Origin of the sequence: Actinoplanes sp. NPDC089786 (genome assembly GCF_040684855.1) — a bacterium.
In the GTDB taxonomy this organism is placed as follows: domain Bacteria; phylum Actinomycetota; class Actinomycetes; order Mycobacteriales; family Micromonosporaceae; genus Actinoplanes.
Genome location: NZ_JBFBGU010000001.1, coordinates 944139 through 964640, shown reverse-complemented (window position 1 = coordinate 964640; position 20502 = coordinate 944139). Strand labels below are relative to the sequence as shown.

The 20502-nt window shown below is 71.0% G+C and carries 16 protein-coding genes; 7 read left to right on the top strand and 9 right to left on the bottom strand.

Translation table 11 applies throughout. From position 1 onward, the window contains the following. The first annotated feature begins 1 nt into the window (after window position 1). Window positions 2–637, top strand: a complete 636-nt coding sequence (locus AB0O15_RS04680; RefSeq protein ID WP_364313990.1) for a class I SAM-dependent methyltransferase — start codon at window positions 2–4, stop codon at window positions 635–637. Here the strand turns inward: AB0O15_RS04680 and AB0O15_RS04675 are convergent. The 4 genes from AB0O15_RS04675 to upp form a co-directional block, all read right to left on the bottom strand. Beyond that, window positions 634–3228: a glycosyltransferase gene (locus AB0O15_RS04675; RefSeq protein WP_364313988.1), complete on the bottom strand. Its 2595-nt coding sequence runs from the start codon at window positions 3226–3228 to the stop codon at window positions 634–636. The two genes, AB0O15_RS04680 and AB0O15_RS04675, sit on opposite strands and share 4 nt — an antisense overlap. Window positions 3229–3270: 42 nt before the next feature. Further along, window positions 3271–4272 carry a Gfo/Idh/MocA family oxidoreductase gene (locus AB0O15_RS04670; protein WP_364313986.1) on the bottom strand — a complete coding sequence of 334 codons (1002 nt, stop codon included), beginning with the start codon at window positions 4270–4272 and terminating at the stop codon, window positions 3271–3273. Further along, complete coding sequence (locus AB0O15_RS04665; protein ID WP_364313984.1) at window positions 4269–5375, bottom strand: DegT/DnrJ/EryC1/StrS family aminotransferase; 1107 nt, start codon at window positions 5373–5375, stop codon at window positions 4269–4271. Before AB0O15_RS04665 ends, AB0O15_RS04670 begins: the two co-directional genes overlap by 4 nt. A gap of 296 nt (window positions 5376–5671) precedes the next feature. Next, window positions 5672–6304: a uracil phosphoribosyltransferase gene (gene upp / locus AB0O15_RS04660; protein WP_364313982.1), complete on the bottom strand. Its 633-nt coding sequence runs from the start codon at window positions 6302–6304 to the stop codon at window positions 5672–5674. Between the two features lie 63 nt (window positions 6305–6367). Here upp and deoC point away from each other — a divergent pair, with 63 nt between their 5' ends. The 6 genes from deoC (at window position 6368) to AB0O15_RS04630 (ending at window position 14388) form a co-directional block, all read left to right on the top strand. Further along, on the top strand, window positions 6368–7294 hold the full coding sequence (gene deoC, locus AB0O15_RS04655) for a deoxyribose-phosphate aldolase (protein ID WP_364313980.1): 927 nt from the start codon (window positions 6368–6370) through the stop codon (window positions 7292–7294). A gap of 2 nt (window positions 7295–7296) precedes the next feature. Next, complete coding sequence (locus tag AB0O15_RS04650; protein ID WP_364313977.1) at window positions 7297–8721, top strand: aldehyde dehydrogenase family protein; 1425 nt, start codon at window positions 7297–7299, stop codon at window positions 8719–8721. Then, complete coding sequence (locus AB0O15_RS04645; protein ID WP_364313975.1) at window positions 8714–9523, top strand: aldehyde dehydrogenase family protein; 810 nt, start codon at window positions 8714–8716, stop codon at window positions 9521–9523. Before AB0O15_RS04650 ends, AB0O15_RS04645 begins: the two co-directional genes overlap by 8 nt. Before the next feature lie 137 nt (window positions 9524–9660). Then, entirely contained in the window at window positions 9661–10524 is an 864-nt protein-coding gene (locus AB0O15_RS04640) for a DNA primase (RefSeq protein ID WP_364313972.1), read from the top strand. Between the two features lie 34 nt (window positions 10525–10558). Further along, the gene (locus AB0O15_RS04635) at window positions 10559–12790 is read left to right on the top strand and encodes a transposase (RefSeq protein WP_364313970.1); all 2232 of its coding nucleotides are present in this window, start codon (window positions 10559–10561) and stop codon (window positions 12788–12790) included. Window positions 12791–12954: 164 nt separating this feature from the next. Next, on the top strand, window positions 12955–14388 hold the full coding sequence (locus AB0O15_RS04630) for a methionine--tRNA ligase (RefSeq protein ID WP_364313968.1): 1434 nt from the start codon (window positions 12955–12957) through the stop codon (window positions 14386–14388). Between the two features lie 18 nt (window positions 14389–14406). On the opposite strand, the gene AB0O15_RS04625 is transcribed toward AB0O15_RS04630, so the two are convergent. The 5 genes from AB0O15_RS04625 to AB0O15_RS04605 all read right to left on the bottom strand — a co-directional run bounded on the left by AB0O15_RS04625 (window position 14407) and on the right by AB0O15_RS04605 (window position 20100). After that, complete coding sequence (locus tag AB0O15_RS04625; RefSeq protein WP_364313965.1) at window positions 14407–14925, bottom strand: GNAT family N-acetyltransferase; 519 nt, start codon at window positions 14923–14925, stop codon at window positions 14407–14409. A 206-nt stretch (window positions 14926–15131) separates the two neighbouring features. Next, on the bottom strand, window positions 15132–15740 hold the full coding sequence (locus AB0O15_RS04620; protein ID WP_364313963.1) for an ATP/GTP-binding protein: 609 nt from the start codon (window positions 15738–15740) through the stop codon (window positions 15132–15134). After that, a complete protein-coding gene (locus AB0O15_RS04615) occupies window positions 15721–16101 on the bottom strand; it encodes a DUF742 domain-containing protein (RefSeq protein ID WP_364317051.1) in 381 nt (126 codons plus the stop codon). Before AB0O15_RS04615 ends, AB0O15_RS04620 begins: the two co-directional genes overlap by 20 nt. 97 nt (window positions 16102–16198) lie before the next feature. After that, complete coding sequence (locus AB0O15_RS04610) at window positions 16199–16603, bottom strand: roadblock/LC7 domain-containing protein (protein WP_067706828.1); 405 nt, start codon at window positions 16601–16603, stop codon at window positions 16199–16201. Continuing rightward, window positions 16600–20100 carry a sensor histidine kinase gene (locus AB0O15_RS04605; protein WP_364313961.1) on the bottom strand — a complete coding sequence of 1167 codons (3501 nt, stop codon included), beginning with the start codon at window positions 20098–20100 and terminating at the stop codon, window positions 16600–16602. The genes AB0O15_RS04610 and AB0O15_RS04605 overlap by 4 nt, the downstream gene beginning before the upstream one ends. Between the last annotated feature and the right edge of the window lie 402 nt (window positions 20101–20502).

Here is a 20502-nt window from a genome sequence, read left to right as displayed (position 1 = left end):
CGTGACCTCGGATTGGCTCCAGAACGCCAGGACGTCGTACGACACGGTCGCGGAGAGCTATGCCACGCTGCTCCGCGACCTCCTGGCCGACGCGCCCTATGAACGCGCGGCCCTGGCCGCCTTCGCCGAGCGCGCCTCGTCCCGGGGCCCGGTCGCGGATGTCGGCTGTGGCACCGGCCGCATCACCGCGCACCTGACGTCGCTGGGCGTCGACGCCTTCGGCCTGGACCTCTCACCGGGGATGATCGATCAGGCCCGCCGCGACCATCCCGCGCTGCGCTTCGCGGTCGCCTCGATGACCGACCTGCCGCTGCGCGATGACACGCTCGGCGGCCTGCTGGCCTGGTACTCCCTCATCCACGTCCCCGACGAGGCCCTGTCCGGCGTGCTGGCCCACTTCCACCGGACCCTACGACCGGGCGGGCCCCTGCTGCTGGCCTTCCACGCGGGCGATCAGACCCGCCTGAAGACCGAGGGCTACGGCGGCCACCCCATGAACGTGCACGTCCACCACCGCACAGCCTCGTCGGTCGCGGAAAGGTTGTCCGAGGCGGGCTTCGCCGTGGAGGCGACCACGGTGCTCTCCAGTCCGGAGAGCACCCACGGCGCGATCCTCCACGCCCGTCGAGCCGGTTAAACCAGGCCGAAGAAGTCGGCGAACGCGCGCGCCGTGCGGCGACCGTCGTGGGTCTCGCGGGCGTAGTTGGCCGACTCCGCGCCGATCTTCGCCGTCCGGGACGGATCGTCCAGCAGCGACTCGAGCGCCGCGCCCAGCGTGTCGGGCGTGGCGTTGACGATCGGCGGCCGCACCCCGGCCGTGGTGTGCACCCGGTCCTCCAGGTAGCCCATCACCGGCCGGCCCGCGGCCATCGCCTCGACCGCGAACGTGCCGTACGACCCGACCGCGAACTGGTCGACCACGATGTCGCAGGTCTTCACCATCTCGCGGATCTCGTCCCAGCTGACCCGCTCGGCCAGCACCAACTCGATGGCGCCCTTGTCGTGCAGCGTCTGCAGAGTCGGCAGGATCCGGTCGGTGCCCTTGGTCCAGCGCTGCGACGGCCCGTGCAGCACCCGGGGGCGGGAGCGTTCCATCACCGGCACGTCGCTGGTCCACGCGTCGACGTCGACGACCAGCGGCGCCCAGGTGGCGGTGGGCAGGTCGTCGAGCAGGTCGGGGGTGGTGACGAACAGCGGCTGCCCGCTGGCCTCGGCGATCTTCTTGTTCTTGTCGGCGCGGCCGGTGTAGCGCGGGACGATGCCGTCGGGCGCGTCCCGGAACAGCGAGAACTCGTGGCGCTTCAGGTGGCGGCCCGGGTGCCGGATCTCGCTGCCGTGCGCCAGCAGCGCCACCTTGATGCCGGCCCGCTTCAGCGCCGGCAGGTCACCCTCGATGGTGTCGCCGTTCAGGTAGCCGAAGACCGGCAGGAACGCGTCCACGATCAGGTGGGTGTACCGCCCGATGATCCGCCGCATCTGCTCGAGCTGGACCTCGAACTCGCCCTGGCGGTCGGTCTCGACGTAGACGTCGGCCGGGAACAGGAACGTCTCCCGGTTGTGCCGCATCGTCACCTCGGCCGAGACCTCGGGATATTCACGGCAGATGGCCTGGGCGAAGGTCGCCATCTGGCCGGCGTAGTTGGCCGGGCCGAGGCCGAGCCGGATCGGTGTGGTCGGCGCCAGCGGCCGCCACGCGCCCAGCTCGCTCGGCTTGCTGGTCACCGGCTTGGGCGCGGTCGTCTCGTCCACCGCCCACGACACGTCGGGCCGCGGACCGGCCGGCTTCTTCGGCGAGATCTTGGCGTACAGGTCGGTGAGGCCGTCGATCTGGTGCTCCCAGGAGAGCTCCTCGAGCAGCGGCTCGGTGATGTGCGAGATCAGCTCGTCGCGACGGGCGAGCGCCTTGCGGACCGCCTCGGCGAAGGTGACCGGGTCGTCGGCGACGAACACCTCGCCGATGTCGTGCTTGCGCACGGCCGCGCCCAGCGTCTTCACGTCGCTGGCCACGATCGGGACACCGGCGTGCAGGTACTCGGCGAACTTGGTGGGCAGCGAGATCTCGTAGTTGAGGGTGCGCTGCGAGCAGATCAGGCCGAGATCGGCCGAGGAGAGATAGTCGGGTACGGCGTACTGCGGCACGTAGGGCACCACGTGCACGCGGTCCATGATGCCGAGCTGCTCGGCCCGCTCCAGCAGCTTCTCGCGCTCGGGGGTGTTGCGGCCGGAGACGATGGCCAGATGGACGCCGGGCAGGTCGGGCATGGCCGTGATGGCCGTGCCCAGGCCGCGCTCGGGCGCCAGCCAGCCGGAGTAGACCATCAGCGGAACGTCATCGGCCAGACCGGCGTTCTCGCGGACCGACGGCTTGGGATCGGTCCGGCCGACCCCCTCGCGGATCGGCGTGTTGCGCACCACCAACGGGGTCTCGGCCAGGCTGTAGTCCTTGCGCAGCAGGTCGGCGATCTCGGGCGACACCGTGACCACCGCGTCGGCCTGCTTGATGAACTCCTTCTCGACGTTCATGTAGGCCCGGGCCTCGGCCGGCTTCCACGAGTCGATGCCGGGCACGTACTCGTGGGCGTCGTAGAGCCAGGCGACCTTCTCGCCGCGCGCCCGCATCCGGGCCACGCTCAGCGCCGCCGTGTGGATCATCGTGATGTCGTTGGCGTGGATCAGGTCGGGCTTGAACTCCTCGATCACCGGCCCGAAGGTCAGGTCGAGGTCGACCAGCGACGGCCAGTCCCGGCGCCAGTTGCCGGTCGGCCGCAGGGTCTGGCCCTGCTCCCAGTAGAACGCCTTGACCCGCAGCTGGTGCCACAGCCGACGGGCGCGGACCACGCCGCCCAGCGCCTTGGCCACCGGCTTGCCGGCCGGACCGGCGGCGCGCAGCCGGCCGATGCGGGCCGTGCTCTCGCGCAGCCAGGCCTGGTGGGCGGCGCGGACGCCGGCCAGGCCCTCCCGGTTGCGGATGTCGGTCTGGGTGACCAGACGGCGGACCGGGTGGCCCTTGCTGCGCGCGGCGAAGTTGGCCGTGACCGGCAGACGGACCACCTTGACGGAGCCCATCACCGACTCGAGCCGGCGGCCACGACGGCCGCCGGCGCCGAGCAAGGTCACGTCCCACCCGGCCCGGGCCGCGGCGATCGCGGTCTTCTGCACCCGGGAATCACCCGTGATGCCGTTGGCGACGATCACCAGCAGGCGCGGCGCCGGAGCGGGGGTAGTCATGGAGTTGCCTTTCGTGCCCGAAGCGTACGAACCGCCGGGACTCTACCGTGTCGGAACAGCGACCGTGACGCCGTCCACAGCGGACCGGAGGACGGCCTCGGCGACCTCAACCGTACGCGTGCCTTGACGCAGCGTGACGATATCGCTCTCCTTGCCCTCGACCGCGTCGCGGAAGCGCTCGTGCTCGACCAGCAGCGGCTCACGCTTCGGGATCGCGTACCGGACCATGTCGCCCTCGGCGACGCCCCGGAACGCCCGGATGGCCTCCCACTCGGTGGTGTTGGCACCGTTGGCGTAGAAGGTCAGGTCGGCGGTGAGCGTGTCGGCGATGAAGCTGCCGCGCTCGCCGGTGATCACGGTGGACCGCTCCTTGAACGGGCTGAGCCAGTTCACCAGGTGGGTCGCCATCAGGCCGTCGCCGAGCGAGGCGACCGCCGAGACCATGTCCTCGTGCGGACGGCCGCTGCGCGAGACGGTGCGGGCCGAGACGTTGGCGTAGTCACGCCCGGTGACCCACGCGGTCAGGTCGATGTCGTGCGTGGCCAGGTCCATCACCACGCCGACGTCGGCGATCCGGCCCGGGAACGGGCCCTGCCGCCGGGTGACCACCTGGTACATGTCGCCGAGCTCGCCCGCCTCCAGGCGGGACCGCAGGCTCTGCAGCGCCGGGTTGTACCGCTCGATGTGGCCGACGGCGCCGACCAGACCGGCCTTCTCGAAGGCCTCGGCCAGCTTGGTGGCCGCCTGCACCGAGGGGGCCAGCGGCTTCTCGATCAGCGCGTGCACACCCGCGGCGGCCAGCCGCAGACCGATCTCCTCGTGCAGACCGGTCGGGCAGGCCACCACCGCGTAGTCCAGCTTGAGAGCCAGCAGCTGGTCGAGGTCGGCCACCACCGGCACGCCGGCCGGGCCGGTCGCGTTCGGGGCCGGGTCGAGGATGCCGACCAGCTCCACGCCGTCCAGCAGGTTGAGCACCCGGGCGTGGTTCCGCCCCATCGCGCCGAGGCCGATCAGGCCGGCGCGGAGTCCCGCCGTCCCGCTCATGCCCGGGCCGCCACGGTGTTGACGCCCTCGACGACGCGGTCGAGCTGCTCCTGGGTCAGGCTGGGGTGGATCGGCAGCGAGACGACCTCGGCCGCGGCCCGCTCGGTCTCGGGCAGCTTCCAGTCGCCGACATTGCCGTCCTTGTCAAGGAACGGCTTCAACCGGTGGATCGGGATCGGGTAGTAGACCGCGTTGCCGATGCCCAGCTCCTTGAGCCCGGCCTGGAACGCGTCCCGGTCACCCTGCACCCGGATCGTGTACTGGTGGTAGACGTGCTTGGCGCCCGCGGCGACCGGAGGCACCACGACACCCTGGAGGTTGGCGTCCAGGTAGGCGGCGTTGGCGCGGCGCTTCTCGGTCCAGCCGGCCAGCTTGCCCAGCTGCACCCGGCCGATCGCGGCGGCCACGTCGGTGAGCCGCGTGTTGGTGCCGACGATCTCGTTCTGGTAGCGCGCCTCCATGCCCTGGTTGCGCAGCAGCCGCAGGGTACGGGCGATCTCCGCGTCGGGCGTGGTGATCATGCCGCCCTCGAGCGAGTGCATGTTCTTGGTCGGGTAGAAGCTGAAGCAGCCGGCGGCGCCGAAGCTGCCGACCTTCTGGCCGTTCAGCTCGGCGGCGTGGGCCTGCGCCGCGTCCTCGATGATGGCCAGGCCGTGCTGCTGGGCCAGCGGCACCAGGCGGTCCATGGCGGCCGGGTGGCCGTACAGGTGGACCGGCATGATCGCGACGGTGCGCGGGGTGATCGCGGCGGCGACCGCGTCGGGGTCGAGGTTGAACGATCCCGGCTCGATGTCGGCGAAGATCGGCTCGGCGCCGACCAGGCGCACCGCGTTGGCGGTGGCGGCGAACGAGAAGGACGGCACGATGATCTCGTCGCCCGGACCGAAGCCGAGCGCGAGCAGCGCCAGGTGCAGGGCGGACGTGCCGGAGTTCACGGCGACGCAGTGCACGTCGCCCGCGACGGGGCTGAACTCCTGCTCGAACGCGGCCACCTCGGGACCCTGCACGACCATGCCACTGCGGAGCACGCGTACGGCGGCCTCGATCTCGGCATCGCCGATCTCAGGCTTGGCGGGAGGGATGGCGTCCTGAGGCCCGGACATGGGCGTCCTCCAAATGACTGTCGGTATACGCAGGCGGCGGGAACAGTACCTCATCCCACCAGGCCCACGGCCCATGGTGACGACGGTGTGAGCCGTCCTGGCCACCGGGGGCCTTCTGTTGTCGCGAGATCGACGGAGCGTGGTGATGATGCTCGCCGGCGACGTCCACTTCGGCTATTACAACGGCCGGGGCGGCAAAGGGGAAATGGACGGGGACGTCAACGCGGGTCCGGGGGCGCGAATGTGACGAACTCGACTTCGCGCGGAAATCTCGCGTTACCGCAAAGTTCAGCGAATCAGAACCGCGGCATGCCGCCGAACTGACGGTCGCCGGCGTCACCGAGCCCCGGGACGATGTACTTCTTCTCGTTCAGTCCGTCATCGATCGACGCGGTGACCAACCGCAGCGGCAGACCCGACGACTCCAGCTTGGCGATGCCCTCGGGCGCGGCCAGCACACAGCAGATGATGATGTCGTCGCAGCCGCGGTCGGCCAGCAGCCGGCAGCAGTGCACCAGCGAGCCGCCGGTGGCCAGCATCGGGTCGAGCACCAGGGCGGGCAGGCCGCTCATGTCGCCCGGCAGCGACTCCATGTAGGCCCGCGGCTCGAAGGTCTCCTCGTCGCGCGCCAGCCCCACGAACCCCATCGACGACTCGGGCAGCAGGGCCAGCGCCGAGTCGGCCATGCCCAGGCCGGCGCGCAGCACCGGGACGATCAGCGGCGGGCTCGCCAGCCGGACGCCCTCGGTCGGCGCCACCGGGGTGGAGATCGGGAACTTCTCGATCGCGAAGGAGCGCGCTGCTTCGTACACCAGCATGGTCGTGAGCTCGTGCAACGCGGCGCGGAAGGCGCCGCTGTCGGTCTCGGCGGCGCGCATCGCGGTGAGCCGGGAGAGGGCGAGCGGGTGATCGACCACGAGTACGTCCACGGCGATCAACCTACTGGTTCTTTACCGGATCAGCCCGCAGGCCCAGCGCGTAGCATCCGACTCATGACTGCCACGCTCCACCCGACCGCGTCGTTACGCTCAGTTCTGCACGGTTTGCCCGGCGTGGACAAGGTCGGCGTCGAGGCGCGGGCGGCGTCCCTGGGCACCCGGTCGATCAAGACCACCAGCAAGGCGGCGGCGATCGACCTGGCCATCCGGATGGTCGACCTGACCACGCTCGAGGGCGCCGACACCACCGGCAAGGTGCGCGCGCTGGCGGCCAAGGCGGTCCGGCCCGACCCGGCCGACCCGACCTGCCCGCCGGTCGCCGCCGTCTGTGTCTACCCGGCCATGGTCCCGCCGGTGGCCGAGGTGCTCCGCGGCTCCGGCGTCCACCTGGCCAGCGTGGCCACGGCGTTCCCGTCCGGCCAGGCGCCGCTCGAGGTCAAGCTGGCCGACACCCGCGACGCGGTGGCCGGTGGCGCCGACGAGATCGACATGGTGATCAGCCGGGGCGCCTTCCTGGCCGGCGACTACCGGCATGTCTACGACGAGATCGTGGCGGTCAAGGAAGCCTGCGGCCCGGCCCATCTCAAGGTCATTCTGGAGACCGGCGAGCTGGGCACGTACGACAGCGTCCGCCGCGCCTCCTGGCTGGCCATGTGGGCCGGCGCCGACTTCATCAAGACCTCGACCGGCAAGGTGCCGGTGGCCGCCACCCCGCCGGTCACGCTGATCATGCTCGAGGCGGTCCGCGACTTCCGGGAGCAGACCGGCCGCCAGGTCGGCGTCAAGCCCGCCGGCGGCATCCGGACCACCAAGGACGCGATCAAGTATCTGGTCATGGTGGCCGAGACCGCCGGCGACGACTGGCTCAGCCCGGACTGGTTCCGGTTCGGCGCGTCGTCGCTGCTCAACGACCTGCTCATGCAACGCACCAAGCTCACCACCGGCCACTACGCCGGCCCCGACTACTTCACGCTGGACTGATCATGTCCTTCCTGGATTACGCCCCCGCGCCCGAGTCCCGCTCGATCGTCACCATCGAGCCGTCGTACGGCCTGTTCATCGACGGCGAGTTCGGCCCCGGCAAGGCCAGCTTCAAGACCGTGAACCCGGCCTCCGAGGAGGTGCTGGCCGAGGTCGCGCTGGCCGGCCCGGAAGACGTCGACCGGGCCGTGGCAGCCGCCCGCCGAGCCTTCCCGGCCTGGTCCGACCGGCCCGGCGCCGAGCGGGCCAAATACCTCTTCCGGATCGCCCGGATCATCCAGGAGCGCTCCCGCGAGCTGGCCGTGCTCGAGTCGCTCGACAACGGCAAGCCGATCAAGGAGTCCCGCGACGTCGACCTCCCCCTGGTCGCGGCCCACTTCTTCTACTACGCCGGCTGGGCCGACAAACTCCACTACTCGGGTTTCGGGCCGTCGCCGCGCCCGCTCGGGGTGGCCGGCCAGGTCATCCCGTGGAACTTCCCGCTGCTCATGCTGGCCTGGAAGATCGCGCCCGCGCTGGCCACGGGCAACACCGTGGTGCTCAAGCCGGCCGAGACCACGCCGCTGTCGGCGCTGTTCTTCGCCGACGTCTGCCGCCAGGCCGACCTGCCGCCCGGCGTGGTGAACATCGTCACCGGCGCCGGCGACACCGGCCGCTACCTGGTCGAACACCCGGATGTGAACAAGGTCGCCTTCACCGGCTCGACCGAGGTGGGCCGCCAGATCGCCCGCTCGGTGGCCGGCACCGGCAAGCGGCTCACGCTGGAGCTGGGCGGCAAGGCGGCCAACATCGTCTTCGACGACGCGCCGGTCGACCAGGCCGTCGAGGGCATCGTCAACGGCATCTTCTTCAACCAGGGCCACGTCTGCTGCGCCGGGTCGCGGCTGCTGGTGCAGGAGTCGCTGTTCGACGAGCTGATGGTGTCGCTCAAGCGCCGGATGGCCACCCTGCGCGTCGGCGACCCGCTGGACAAGAACACCGACGTCGGCGCGATCAACTCGGCCGCCCAGCTGGCCCGGATCACCGAGCTGGCCGAGGCCGGCGACGCCGAGGGCGCCGAGCGCTGGTCGCCGCCGTGTGAGCTGCCCGACCGGGGCTTCTGGTTCGCCCCGACGATCTTCACCGGCGTCACCCAGGCCCACCGGGTCGCCCGCGAGGAGATCTTCGGGCCGGTGCTCTCGGTGCTGACCTTCCGTACCCCGGCCGAGGCGATCGAGAAGGCCAACAACACGCCGTACGGGCTGTCGGCCGGCATCTGGACCGAGAAGGGGTCCCGGATCCTCGCCGTGGCCGACAAGTTGCGGGCCGGCGTGGTCTGGGCCAACACGTTCAACAAGTTCGACCCCGCCTCGCCGTTCGGCGGCTACAAGGAATCCGGCTACGGCCGGGAGGGCGGCCGGCACGGCCTGGAGGCGTACCTTGTCTGAGCGGTTGAAAGTTCGGAAGACGTACAAGCTCTTCATCGGCGGCAAGTTCCCGCGGAGCGAGTCAGGACGGACCGATCTCGTGGACGGCGACAACGTGGCCCGCGCCTCCCGCAAGGACGCTCGGGACGCGGTGGTCGCGGCCCGCAAGGCACAACCCGGCTGGGCCGGCGCGACCGCGTACAACCGCGGGCAGATCCTCTACCGCGCGGCCGAGATGCTGGAGGCCCGCCGGGGCGAGTTCAAGACCCTCGACGTACCCGGCCACGAGCTCAACGCGACCATCGACCGGCTGGTCTGGTACGCGGGCTGGGCCGACAAGCTGGCCCAGGTGACCGGCAGCGCCAACCCGGTGTCCGGCCCGTTCTTCAACCTGTCCTCGCCCGAGCCCACCGGGGTGGTCGGCGTGGTCGCCCCGCCGTCGCTGCTCGGCCTGGTCAGCGTGGTCGCGCCGGCCGTCGTCACCGGCAACACCGCGGTCGTGGTCAGCACCGGCCCCCAGGTGGCGATCACCCTGGCCGAGACGCTGGCCACGTCCGATCTGCCCGGCGGCGTGGTGAACATTCTCACCGGCGACCCGGCCGAGGTGGCGCCCTGGCTGGCGTCGCACGACGACGTCAACGGGCTCGACCTGACCGGTGTCACCGACCCCGAGCTGGCGGCCGACCTGGAACGCTCGGCCGGGGGCACGCTCAAACGGGTGCTACGCCCGGCCGGTGAGCCCGACTTCACCGCCGACCCCGGGCTGCGGCCGATGACGGCTTTTCTCGAGACGAAGACGGTCTGGCACCCCAAGGGCTTCTGAGTACGGCTCGACCAGATCGAAGTTCGCCGTTCGGCCGCGCATCCGGACGCCCTGTAAGCCGGTTTTGGAACCTCGACTAGGGTGTCTGTGCGCAGAGTCACCCTGATAGTCCGCCCGAAAATCACCCGGAGGTCACCGTGGCCACCCAGTCCGACGAGTCCGAGGCCACCGCCGGCCTGTCCGGACGTGAGCTGTGGGACGAGGTTCGCATCTCCCCGGTGGAGATCGCGATGCCCGGTGGCGTGGGGCTGACCCTGCGGGCGTACCGGAAGTCGTCCGAGCTGACGCCGACCGAGACCCAGATCGACGAGGACGACCCCTTCGAGGTCCGCGAGCGGGCCGCCGCGGCCCGCGCCGCCGAGGATGCCGAAGAAGAGGTCATCGTCGACGAAGAGTTCCAGGCCCTGCTGGCCGAGGACGACGACAAGACGAAAAAGGCCGACGGCAAGTCGGATGACGACGCCGAGGAGCCCGACCCGGCCGACTTCGAGGACGACGAGCCCGAGCCGGATGACGAGGAAGTTCCCATCTTCCTCAGCCACCGCGGCCGGTTGCTCACCTTCAAGACGCCGGAATCGCTGGTCAGCTTCATTCGTTCGGGTGCTCCGCACGATATGACCCAGTTGGACAGCTGGAGCACTGTCGCCGACCGGGTAGAGTCGACCGACATCGACCCGCTGCCCGAGGACCGGTACGAGCTGGACCTGGTCGTCGAGAACCTGCGCGGCGGACACGACACGTGGGACCTGCCGCTCCTGATCGCGGCGGGCGAGGTGGCGCGTGATCTGGGTCACGGCCTCCGGCTCAAGCCGGTGATCTTGGCATTGGCGCCTGGTTCACCGTTGGACGACCTCGATGAGTCTCTGCGCAAGGCGGAGACCGGCGGAATGGGCGGTTATCTCGGCCGCCGCCGATTGAAGAAAATCGGGGCACAACAGGCAAGTCTCGGCTGGCGCTCGATCATCGGGAAGATCTCTGCCGCTGTGGACTGGCGCGACTGACCCCTCAACAGGGACCATCAGTGTTTGGTCCTAGATGAGCAGAGTCCGGGGAGGAGGACGCGCCGTGGCGCTCGTGCGCGTGTACTGCGGTCTGGCGTCGGCAGATGAATCGGTGCGAGCGGGAACGACCGCGTCACTGACCATCGCCGTGGTGGACGACGCGGGACGGCTGCTCGGGCTTCACGAGATCAGCGACGACCCGTCGGGCTATGCCCAGCTGGGTTCGCTGCTCGTGGAGCGGACCAGTGGGTTCACCGATGCCGCCGTGGCTGCCGACAGTGACGACCACATGGTCACGTCCCTCCTCACCGCCGCCGGGCGTCCGCTGGTCGTGACCGACGACGACGCCACCGACGACTACGCCGAGCGGTTCGCCGACGACGACTCCGTGGAAGAGATGCAGGCGGCGCCGGCCGCCCGCCGGGCCGTCGGCCTGGCCCGCGCGCTCCAGGCCGGGGCGATCGCCGCCACCACGGTGCCCGCGCCCCGCGAGCTGACCAGCTACAAGCCGATACTGGCGGCTCACGTGGCGATGCTGAACGGCCGCCACGCCGCCGCGTCGGCGCTGCGTGAGGTGCTCCGCGAGCTCTACCCGGCGGCGCTCCGGGCGTACCCCGACCCGGCCCACCCGCTGGCCATGGCCGTGCTCGACGCCCTGCCCGAGCCCGGCCGCCTCGGTGGCCGTGGCGGCGAGGCCGAGCAGACCGCCTTCGAGGTCGCCACCGAGCTCACCCGGGCCGGCGCCGGCACCGACGACCAGGTCACCGCCGCGGTCACCGCGCTCGTGGTGGCCATCAACGAGTCACCGCGCCGGGGCGGCGTCAACAAGTCGCTGTCCCCCTCCGCGGCCGACACCGTGCGCCAGGCCATCGGCGCGGTCCGGTGCTCCGACAACGCCTGCGAGTCGCTGATCGGCACGCTCGCGGCCCGGGTCACCCTGCCCGCGACCAGCACCCGCCGGTCCGCCGGGGCCCGCCGCGCGCCCGAGCCCGCGGCCGCTCCGACCCGCCCGGCCGACACCGGCACCCGGATGACCCGCCCGGCCGACACCGGCACCCGGATGACCCGGCCGTCCGACACCGGCACCCGCCTGCCGCGCCGTAACCGTCCCGAGCCCGCGCTCGGCAACGGCCTGGTCACGCCCCACCCGCTCACGGCGCCGCCGGTCGCGCCCGCCCCGATCACGCCGCCGCCGATGGCGCCCGCGCCGCTGTCCGGCCGCCCCACGGCGCCGATGCCGGCTGCCGCGAACCTGCCGACCCAACCGACCCCGGGCAACCGTCCGGTGTCCGTGCCCCCGCCTCCGCCCGGGATGACCCCGATCACACCCGGCGCCCGGCCGGTCTCCCCGGCCGAGTCCGGCCGCGAGTTCCGGCCCACGCTGACCGACGCGGCGATGAGCAAGGCGCGCGCCGAGCGGCAACGGGCCCGGCCCGCGGCCAACGGCGCCACCGACTACTCGCTGCCGATGCCGGCCCAGCCGCGCGCGGCCGACGCGCCTCCGCCCGGCTCCCGGGCCAACTGGCCGCTGATGAACACCAGCGACGACAACGCCGCGCAGCCGCCGGCCGCGTCGAACGGCAACGGCGCCACCGAGGGCCGGGTCCGTCCGCCGTGGCAGGACATGCCCAAGGAGCCGCCGGCGCTGCGCCTGGTCGAGTCGTCGCTGAGCGGGCTGGCCAACGTGCCCGCCGACGTCACCGCGGTCACCGAGCCGCCCCGGTTGAGCCTGGTCGACACCGCGCGGGCCAATGCCAATGCCAATGGCAATGGCAACGGCCGCACCGCTCGGCGCACCACGCTGACCGCGCTCGACCGCAGCCTCACGCCGCCCGTCTCCGCCGAGGGCGACGGCGACCTGCTGATCTTCGCGGCGGCCCGGTCGGCCTGGTTCACCGGCCAGAGCGACGAGCCGGCCGACCTCGACTGGACCAACCCGAACGACACCGGCTGGAAGGCCGCGGCCAAGGCGGCGACGCCGGCGGTGGCCGCACAGACCACGGCCGGGCTGCCCAAGCGGGTGCCTCAGGCCAACCTGGTGCCGGGTTCGCCGCTGCGCGAGGAGCAGCCGCAGCGGATCGTCCGCGACGCGGCGTCCATCGCGGCCCACACCACCGGCTACTTCCGCGGCTGGCGTCGCGGGCAGGAGATCGGCGGCTACGCGATCGGCGGCCGGCCCGGCCGCGAGTCGGCCGGCGGCTGGGACTTCTCCCGCGACGGCCAGCCCGCCGACGACTACCGCAACAGCGCCGGCTACCGGAACTAAATGGCTGGCATGTGCCTCAGGGCGCGTGCCAGCATTCCGGCCATGCGTACCGACCTGATGATGCGCCCCACCATGGGGCCTTTCGTCGTGCGCTGACACCGACCAGACCCCCGTCCGGGGGTCGGTCCGCTCCTCCGACGGGACTTCCTTCCGCGGAGGAGATCATGACCAGCCTCTATGTCACGACGGCCATTCCGTACGTCAACGCTCCGCCCCATCTGGGCCACGCCCTCGAACTGGTGCAGGCCGACGTGCTGGCCCGGCACGCCCGGTTGCGCGGCCGGCCGGCCCGCTTCCTGACCGGCACCGACGACAACGCGCTCAAGAACGTGACCGCCGCCCGCGCGGCCGGGGTGCCGGTCGCCGAGTTCGTGGACCGCAACGCCGCCCGATTCCGCGATCTGCGCGGACCCCTGTCGCTGTCGTTCGACGACTTCATCCGGACCAGCGCCGACGAGCGCCACCGTTCCGGCGTGACCGCCCTGTGGCGCGCCTGCGCCGCGCGGGGCGACTTCTACCTCCGCGAGTACCGCGGGCTCTACTGCGGCGGCTGTGAGCAGTTCTGGGCGGCTGCCGAGCTGGTTGACGGGCGCTGCCCCGAGCACGGGGTGGCACCGGCGCCGGTGACCGAGCGGAACTGGTTCTTCCGGCTGTCCCGCTACCAGGAGCAGATCCTCGCCCTGTTGGAGTCCGGCGCCCTGTCGGTCGAGCCGGCGGCCCGCCGCGAGGAGGTGCTGGCCTTCGTCCGGGCCGGGCTGGCCGACCTCAGCGTCTCCCGGCCGGCGTCCCGGGCGGGCGGCTGGGGCATTCCCGTGCCGGACGACCCCGGCCAGATCATCTACGTGTGGTGGGACGCCCTGGCCAACTATCTGACCGCGCTGGAGGGCGCCGACTACGACCGCTGGTGGGCCGCCGGCTCGGTGGAGCGCACCCACGTCATCGGCAAGGGCATCACCCGCTTCCACGCGGTCTATTGGCCGGCGTTGCTGCTGTCGGCCGGCCGCCCGCGGCCCGACCGCATCCTGGTCCACGACTACCTGACCGTCGACGGCGCCAAGCTCTCGAAGTCGGCCGGCCACGCCGTCGATCCGGTGGACCTGGCCGCCCGCTACGGCCCCGACGCCCTGCGCTGGTGGCTGCTGAGCGAGGTAGCGCCGCTGGGCGACACCGATTTCACCGAGTCCCGCCTGATCCGCCGGGCCGACCAGGACCTGGCCAACGGCCTCGGCAACCTGGTCAACCGCACCCTCACGCTGGCACACCGACACCGCCAAGGCCTTCTCCCCGGTACGCCCGAAGCACTCTCCCCCGACCTGCCGGCCACGATCGACCGAGCCGTGGCGGCCTTCGACCTGCGCGCCGCCACGGGCGCGATCCGCGAGGCCGTGACCACCGCCAACCGCTACCTCGACTACCGCCGCCCCTGGGAACTCCCGCCGTCCTTCGACACCACCCTGGCCACCGTCGTCGCCACCTGCCGCCGCATAGCCACCGAGCTGACCCCGTTCCTCCCCGACGCCGCCACCCGCCTCAAATCCCAGCTGGGCAGCGGCCCCCAGGTCGGAACCCCAACCCCCGCCTTCCGCAGACTTTCATGACCTCCGCCCGGAAAGCCCCTAGAGCCGTCTCATGGTGAACAGCATGTCTCCGAACACCGGGTCCACCTCCACCCGCCCGGTCTCGGCGAACCCGATCTTGGCCAGCACCCGGCGAGAGGCGACGTTCCAATCCCGGACCGTGGCCCACAGACGTTCGTACCCGGCCGATCTCGCCCATTCCAGAACCGCCGACGAGGCCTCGGTCGCATACCCCTGACCCCAGACCCGGCGCAGAAACTCGAACGCCAGCTCCGGCTCCTCGCCCGTTCCGTGGCCGCCGTCGATCAACCCGCAGTAGCCGATGACGTCACGACCGGCCTTCCGCTCGACGGCCGGCAACCCGAGCGACGACGTCCGGTCGCCGCGTATCCATTCCTCGATCTCCGCGACCGTAGGATGCCCATCCGCATCAATCCGCCGATGCGGCGGCACGCGTGGATCACGCTCGGCCCAGAGCTCACGCTGGACCACAGCCTCGTCCACCCGCCAGCGCCGCAGCACCAGCCGCTCAGTCTCGAGCACAACCTCACGCGCCACGCCAGCCCTCTCTACCCCCCGCCTCCCGCAAGCTGGGCGCCCAAGCGCACCGAGTCCCACCCGGCCACACAACCGCAACCACCACGCATTTCGCCCGCCAGCTACTCGGGGCGAAATGCCGGAGGAGCGAAGCGACGACCAGCCAACTCAGCCCACGCGAAAACCCCGCTCGGCACCAGGGCCGAACGGGGTGATCACCAAGCCGATCAGGCCGGCGCGACCGCCCGCGAGCGGCGCATCGTCAGCACGTACTCGACGAGCGAGATCAGCACGTTCTTGGTCGACTCGCGGTTACGCGCGTCGCAGCTGACCACCGGCACATCGCTTGAGATGGCCAGCGCGTCGCGGACATCCTGGGCGTTGTGGTACTGCATACCGTCGAAGCAGTTTATGGCGACGAGGTACGGCAGCCGTCGATGCTCGAAGAAGTCGATCGCGGCGAAGCAGTCCGCCAACCGGCGGGTGTCCACCATGACGACCGCACCGATCGCACCGCGGACCAGCTCATCCCACATGAACCAGAACCGCGTCTGTCCGGGCGTGCCGAACAGATAGAGGATCAGGTCCCGGTCGATGCTGATCCGGCCGAAGTCCATCGCCACCGTGGTCGTCGTCTTACCCGGCACCTGCCGGTTGTCGTCGACACCCACGCCGGCTGAGGTCATGATCGCCTCGGTGGTCAGTGGGGTGATCTCGGAGACGGACCCCACCAGCGTCGTCTTACCGACGCCGAACCCACCGGCGATGACAATCTTCGCCGATGTGACGCGCCCTGAACTCGGGCGACGCGACGTGTCAGAGCCTGCGAAGTCCACTCAGCACCCTCTCCAGCAGTTCCGTGCCCACCGCATCGGTCTCGTCTTCCAATGACGTCGGCTCATACACCGCGACCAGGCCGTCCGAGGCCATGTCCGCGACGATCACCCGAGCCACGCCGAGCGGCAGTTGCATGCGTGCCGCGATCTCCGCCAGCGACTGAACTCTGCCGCCGTCACACATCGCTGCTATGTATTGGTGCTCGCTTCCGCCGCCGGATTGACGGCCACCACCCGAACGGCCTCGGACGGTGGTCTCCACGAGCGCTTCGAGCGCTATCTCGAGCTTGGGCCGGGTACGGCCACGGGTCACGGCGTACGGCCTTACCAGCGCGCCGGTTGGCTCATCGCGTTCGGCCATCGTCACCGCTCACCTCCACCCCATGCTCAGCCCTGTCAAAGTGTCTCTTGTCTTTCATCATTTGGACAACCGCCAACAGTTCCGGCGGCATGCCCTTTCAGCCGAGCACGCCGGCCGCGGACCGCGGAGCCGGTGTCAGGGCCTCGCCCACCCGGTCGACCAGAAGGGCCATCTCGTAGCCCACCTGACCGACGTCACAGCTGCGCGCCGCGAGTACCGCGAACGACGAACCGTCGGAGATCGACATCAGGAAAAGGAACCCGTTGTCCATCTCGACGACCGTCTGCAGCACGGCGCCGCCCTCGAAACACCGAGCCGCGCCCTGAGTCAGGCTGACCAGGCCGGAGGCGATCGCCGCCAGCTGATCCGCCCGGTCCCGCGGGAGGTCCCGCGAGGACGCCAGGAGCAGACCGTCGGCTGAGACCGCGATCGCGTGGGCGACCCCGGGAACGCGGTCGGCGAAGTTGGCCAGCAGCCAACCAAGATCCTGCGTTGATGTCATGCCTCATGCTCCTTGCCAGCCTGGAAAGACTGCTGCCCGCCCGGATTGCCCTCCGGGTTGGTCGGTTGTCCGTTGCTGCGACCACGCTGCACGCCGCGGTGGTACGCGGACAGCAGACCACGAACCGCCTCGGGAGTGCGACGCTGGGTGGAAGTCTCCGCCCGATCGACGCCGCCTGGGACCAGTTGTGCCATCGGCTTACGCTTCGGCAGTCCCGCCCCGGTGGTGGCCTCGACGGGAGTTTCGGAAGCGGCCCGGGCTGCTTGCCAGCCCTCGTCGGCCGCAGTTTGCCACGGGCTGTTCCCGCTGGCTGCCCCGTTGCCGGCGACCGCGCCGACCGGGTCGAGGTCGCGCGACTCGACCGGCGCCGGTTGGGGCTGCTGGGGCACCGTGCGGGTCGGTTCGCCGGTCGGGATCCGCTGCGACACGATCGTGTCGTTGGTGGGCTGAGCCGGCTGCTTGGCCGTGGTGAACCAGGCCGACTCGAGCTCCCGGAAGATCGGCAGCTCCATGGTTTCGTCGGCGTACTGGCCCTGGCCGTCGCCGGCCTGCTGCCGGGCCTGGGCCGCGGCGATCTGGGCCGCCGCGGTGGCCTGCGCCTCCGCCGCCTGGGCCGCGGCCGCCTCGTGAGCCGCGACCGCGCGCTCGGAGTCGGTCGGTGTCGCCGGGTTGGCGGTGCGGTTCTCGGGGCGGTAGCGCGGCAGTTCGGCCGTCATGTCGAGCGCGGCGGCCAGGCTCTCGGGCACGTGCGGGGGGTTGTCCCGCTCGGGCGCGACCGGCGGCCAGGCCGGTGGTGCTCCGGCGCCGTTGACCGGCTCCTGGATCGGCGGGTACGCGTTCGGGTCGGGCGTGTTCGGCGGGTTCGCCGGGCCACGGTCGAACGGGGGCGCCGACGGCACCGGCGGGGCCGAGGTCGGTGGTGCCGGCGGGCCGGAGGACGGCGGCGCGCCGAACCCGCCGAACCCACCCTGGTTCTCCGGGTTGGCCGGCAGCTGGCGCGGGATCGTCGGCTGACCGAACCCGTTCATCGTGTCGGTGCCGTCCGCACCCGGACGGTAGCTCTCACCGTTGCGCCGCTGCGGCAGACCGTCCGGACCGGCGAAGCCCTGCGGGCCCGGGATCGGCGGGATCGGCTCGTTGCTGCGCGGACCGTGGTAGCCGTTGTTCCCGTTGGCGCCATTCGTCCCGTTGGCGCCGCTGTTGGCCGGCGGGCCGCTCATCGGCGCACCCATCGGCGGGCCGCCCGTCGGGGGCGCACCGGTGAGGTCGGACCAGGCCGGCACGTTGCGGCCGGTGCCGAGCATGCCACCGTTGGACATCGGCGGGTTCGGGTCGAACGGGCGGCCGCCGGGGTAGCCACCCGAGCCGCGGCCGCTCTCCAGAGCCAGGGGCTCGGGGAAGGCCGGACGCGCCTGGGTGACGGCCGGGTCGCCGCCGAACGTCGGCTGCTGCGGGGGCTGCGGCTGGGCCGACGGGAGCCGACCGGCCCCGGACGACGAGATCAGCACGCTGACCGGCAGGCCCACCTCGGCCACGGTGCCGCGTTCGGCGCCGGCCGGGCGGAGCTCGACCTTGACGGTGTGCCGGCTGGCCAGCCGGGCGACCACGACGAGGCCCATCATCCGGGAGACGGCCACGTCCACCATCGGCGGGTTGGCCAGCCGCTCGTTCAGGTCGCGCAGTTGCTCGTGGCTGATGCCGATGCCGCGGTCTTCCACCGAGAGGATGGCGCCGTCGCCGAGGCGGCGGGCCTCGACCAGCACGGTCGAGTTCGGCGGGGAGAACGCGGTCGCGTTGTCGAACAGCTCGGCGACCAGGTGGACCATGTCGTTGACCGCGTGGGCGGCCACCTCGATGTCCCGGTCGACCGTGCCGAACTCGATGCGGGTGTAGTGCTCGACCTCGGACTGCGCGGCACGGAGCACGTCGATCAGGGCGGCCGGCTCGCGCTGGACCCGGGTCGAGTCGGCGCCGGCGAGGACCAGGAGGTTCTCGTCGTTCCGACGCATCCGGGTGGCCAGGTGGTCGAGCTGGAACAGCTCGGCCAGGCGGTCCGGGTCTTCCTCGCCACGCTCCAGCCGGTCGAGGTGACCGATGAGCCGGTCGACCAGGATCTGCGAACGGCGGGCGAGGTTGACGAACATGGTCGCGACGGACGACCGCAGGGCGGCCTGCTCGGCCGCGGTCCGCACCGCTTCCAGGTGGACCGCGTTGAACGCCTCGGTCACCTGCCCGAACTCGTCCCGGCTGCGGACCGGCAGCGGCTCGGCCACCTGGTCGGCGATCTGGGCCGGGGTCAGTGAGCTGGACAGCGACGGGTCACGCAGCCGGTTCACCGCGTGCGGGAGGCCGTACTGGGCCACCGACAGGGCGCCCTGGCGCAGCTCACGCAGCGAGCGGGCCATCGACCGGGCGACCAGCCAGGCGAACAGGATGGCCAGCAGCAGCATGCCGAGCAGCGCGCTGGTCTCGATGAACACCCGGCGCTGCACGTCGTCGCGCAGACCGGTCGCGGCGGTCACGATGTCGGCGTCGGACTTGGTCTCGACCTGGCGGAACAGGCCGTTGTAGCCCTGGAGCGCCTTCTCCCAGTTGTCGAGCGTGAAGTCGATCCGGTCGGCGTTCGCCCCCTGCAGGGCGCTCAGCGGCCCGATCAGGTTGGTCGCCTGGCGCTGGGCCGGGCCGCTCACCGTGCCGTTGTAGAACGCCTGCTCCTGGGGTGTGCCGACCTGCTCCAGGTTGCTGTAGGCGAGCAGCCGGCCGGTCTCGGCCAGGTCGAGCTGCCGGCGGAGCCCGACGGTCAGCCGCTTCTCGTCGACGATCTTGATGCCGACGTCGCGGGTCTGAGCGATGAATTCCTTCATCCGGGCCACCGCGGCGGCGGTGCGCATCTGGTCGCCCAGCGTCGTGTCCGACGCGAGCTGCGCGGAGACGTCGCGGACGTTCAGGAGGTCATTGATGATGTTGCCGTAGGTGTCGTCGACGTCCTTCTCGTTGCGGTTGAGGTTGACCACCTCACTGCGCACCACGGGAAGTTCGCTCAGGTTCCGGTCGAGCCGGGTGAGCAGGATGTTGACGTTGTCCTGGCCCTCCAGGTCGAGTGCGGCCTTCTGCTGCGCGTACGGCACCTTGGCCGCGTCGACCTTGGGGTGTTCGGCCTGGTAGAGCTGGACGCCCTTGAGCCGCACCGGGTCGTTCTTGTTGCTCTTGGTGTCGATGGTGCGGGCGATCATGACCGCGTAGGCCCGCTCGTTCTGGAGCTGGTCGACCAGTCCACCTGACGCCTGGGACAGGACGGCCAGGGTGCGCGCCTGCTCGGCGTTGCTCGCCTCTTCGATGTGGTCGACCAGACCGCTCACGCCGACGATGATCGTCGCGAGCGTGGGAACCAGCATGATCAGGCCGAGCTTCGACCAGATGGGAAGGTCCCGCAGCCGTCCGGCCGGCCGTCGAAGACGCGACATGACGCCGTTCGCCGGCTTGGGGCGCTTGCTCACGTCACCGTCCTCCTGATTCGGGCCCGTCGTCGGCTCGTCCGGACCCCACACACGGCCGACACGGGGGTCGGGCCCCCGAGATTCCATCACGACGAGTGTCAAAGAGAAAGAGCAGCCGGACCCGGACCGGCTGTGTGATGCGATGTTGCGCCCGAGTGGTTGCACATCGCCGGGTCCGTCGTCACTGCTCGTATATGTCTACGTCTCTTACTGTCACTCCGGACGACTGATGCGGCGCGGGGGATTACGCGCACCGGTCGTACTTGATCCTCTCGGATCGTGGCAGGACAGACGATTGCTCGGCGGCCGGGATACGGCAAGGTGAGTTGCCGCATTTTGCAGCTTTTGTAGACACCAGTCTGTCCGAAAGGTTGATTCCGATGACCGAAACGGTCAGTTTTC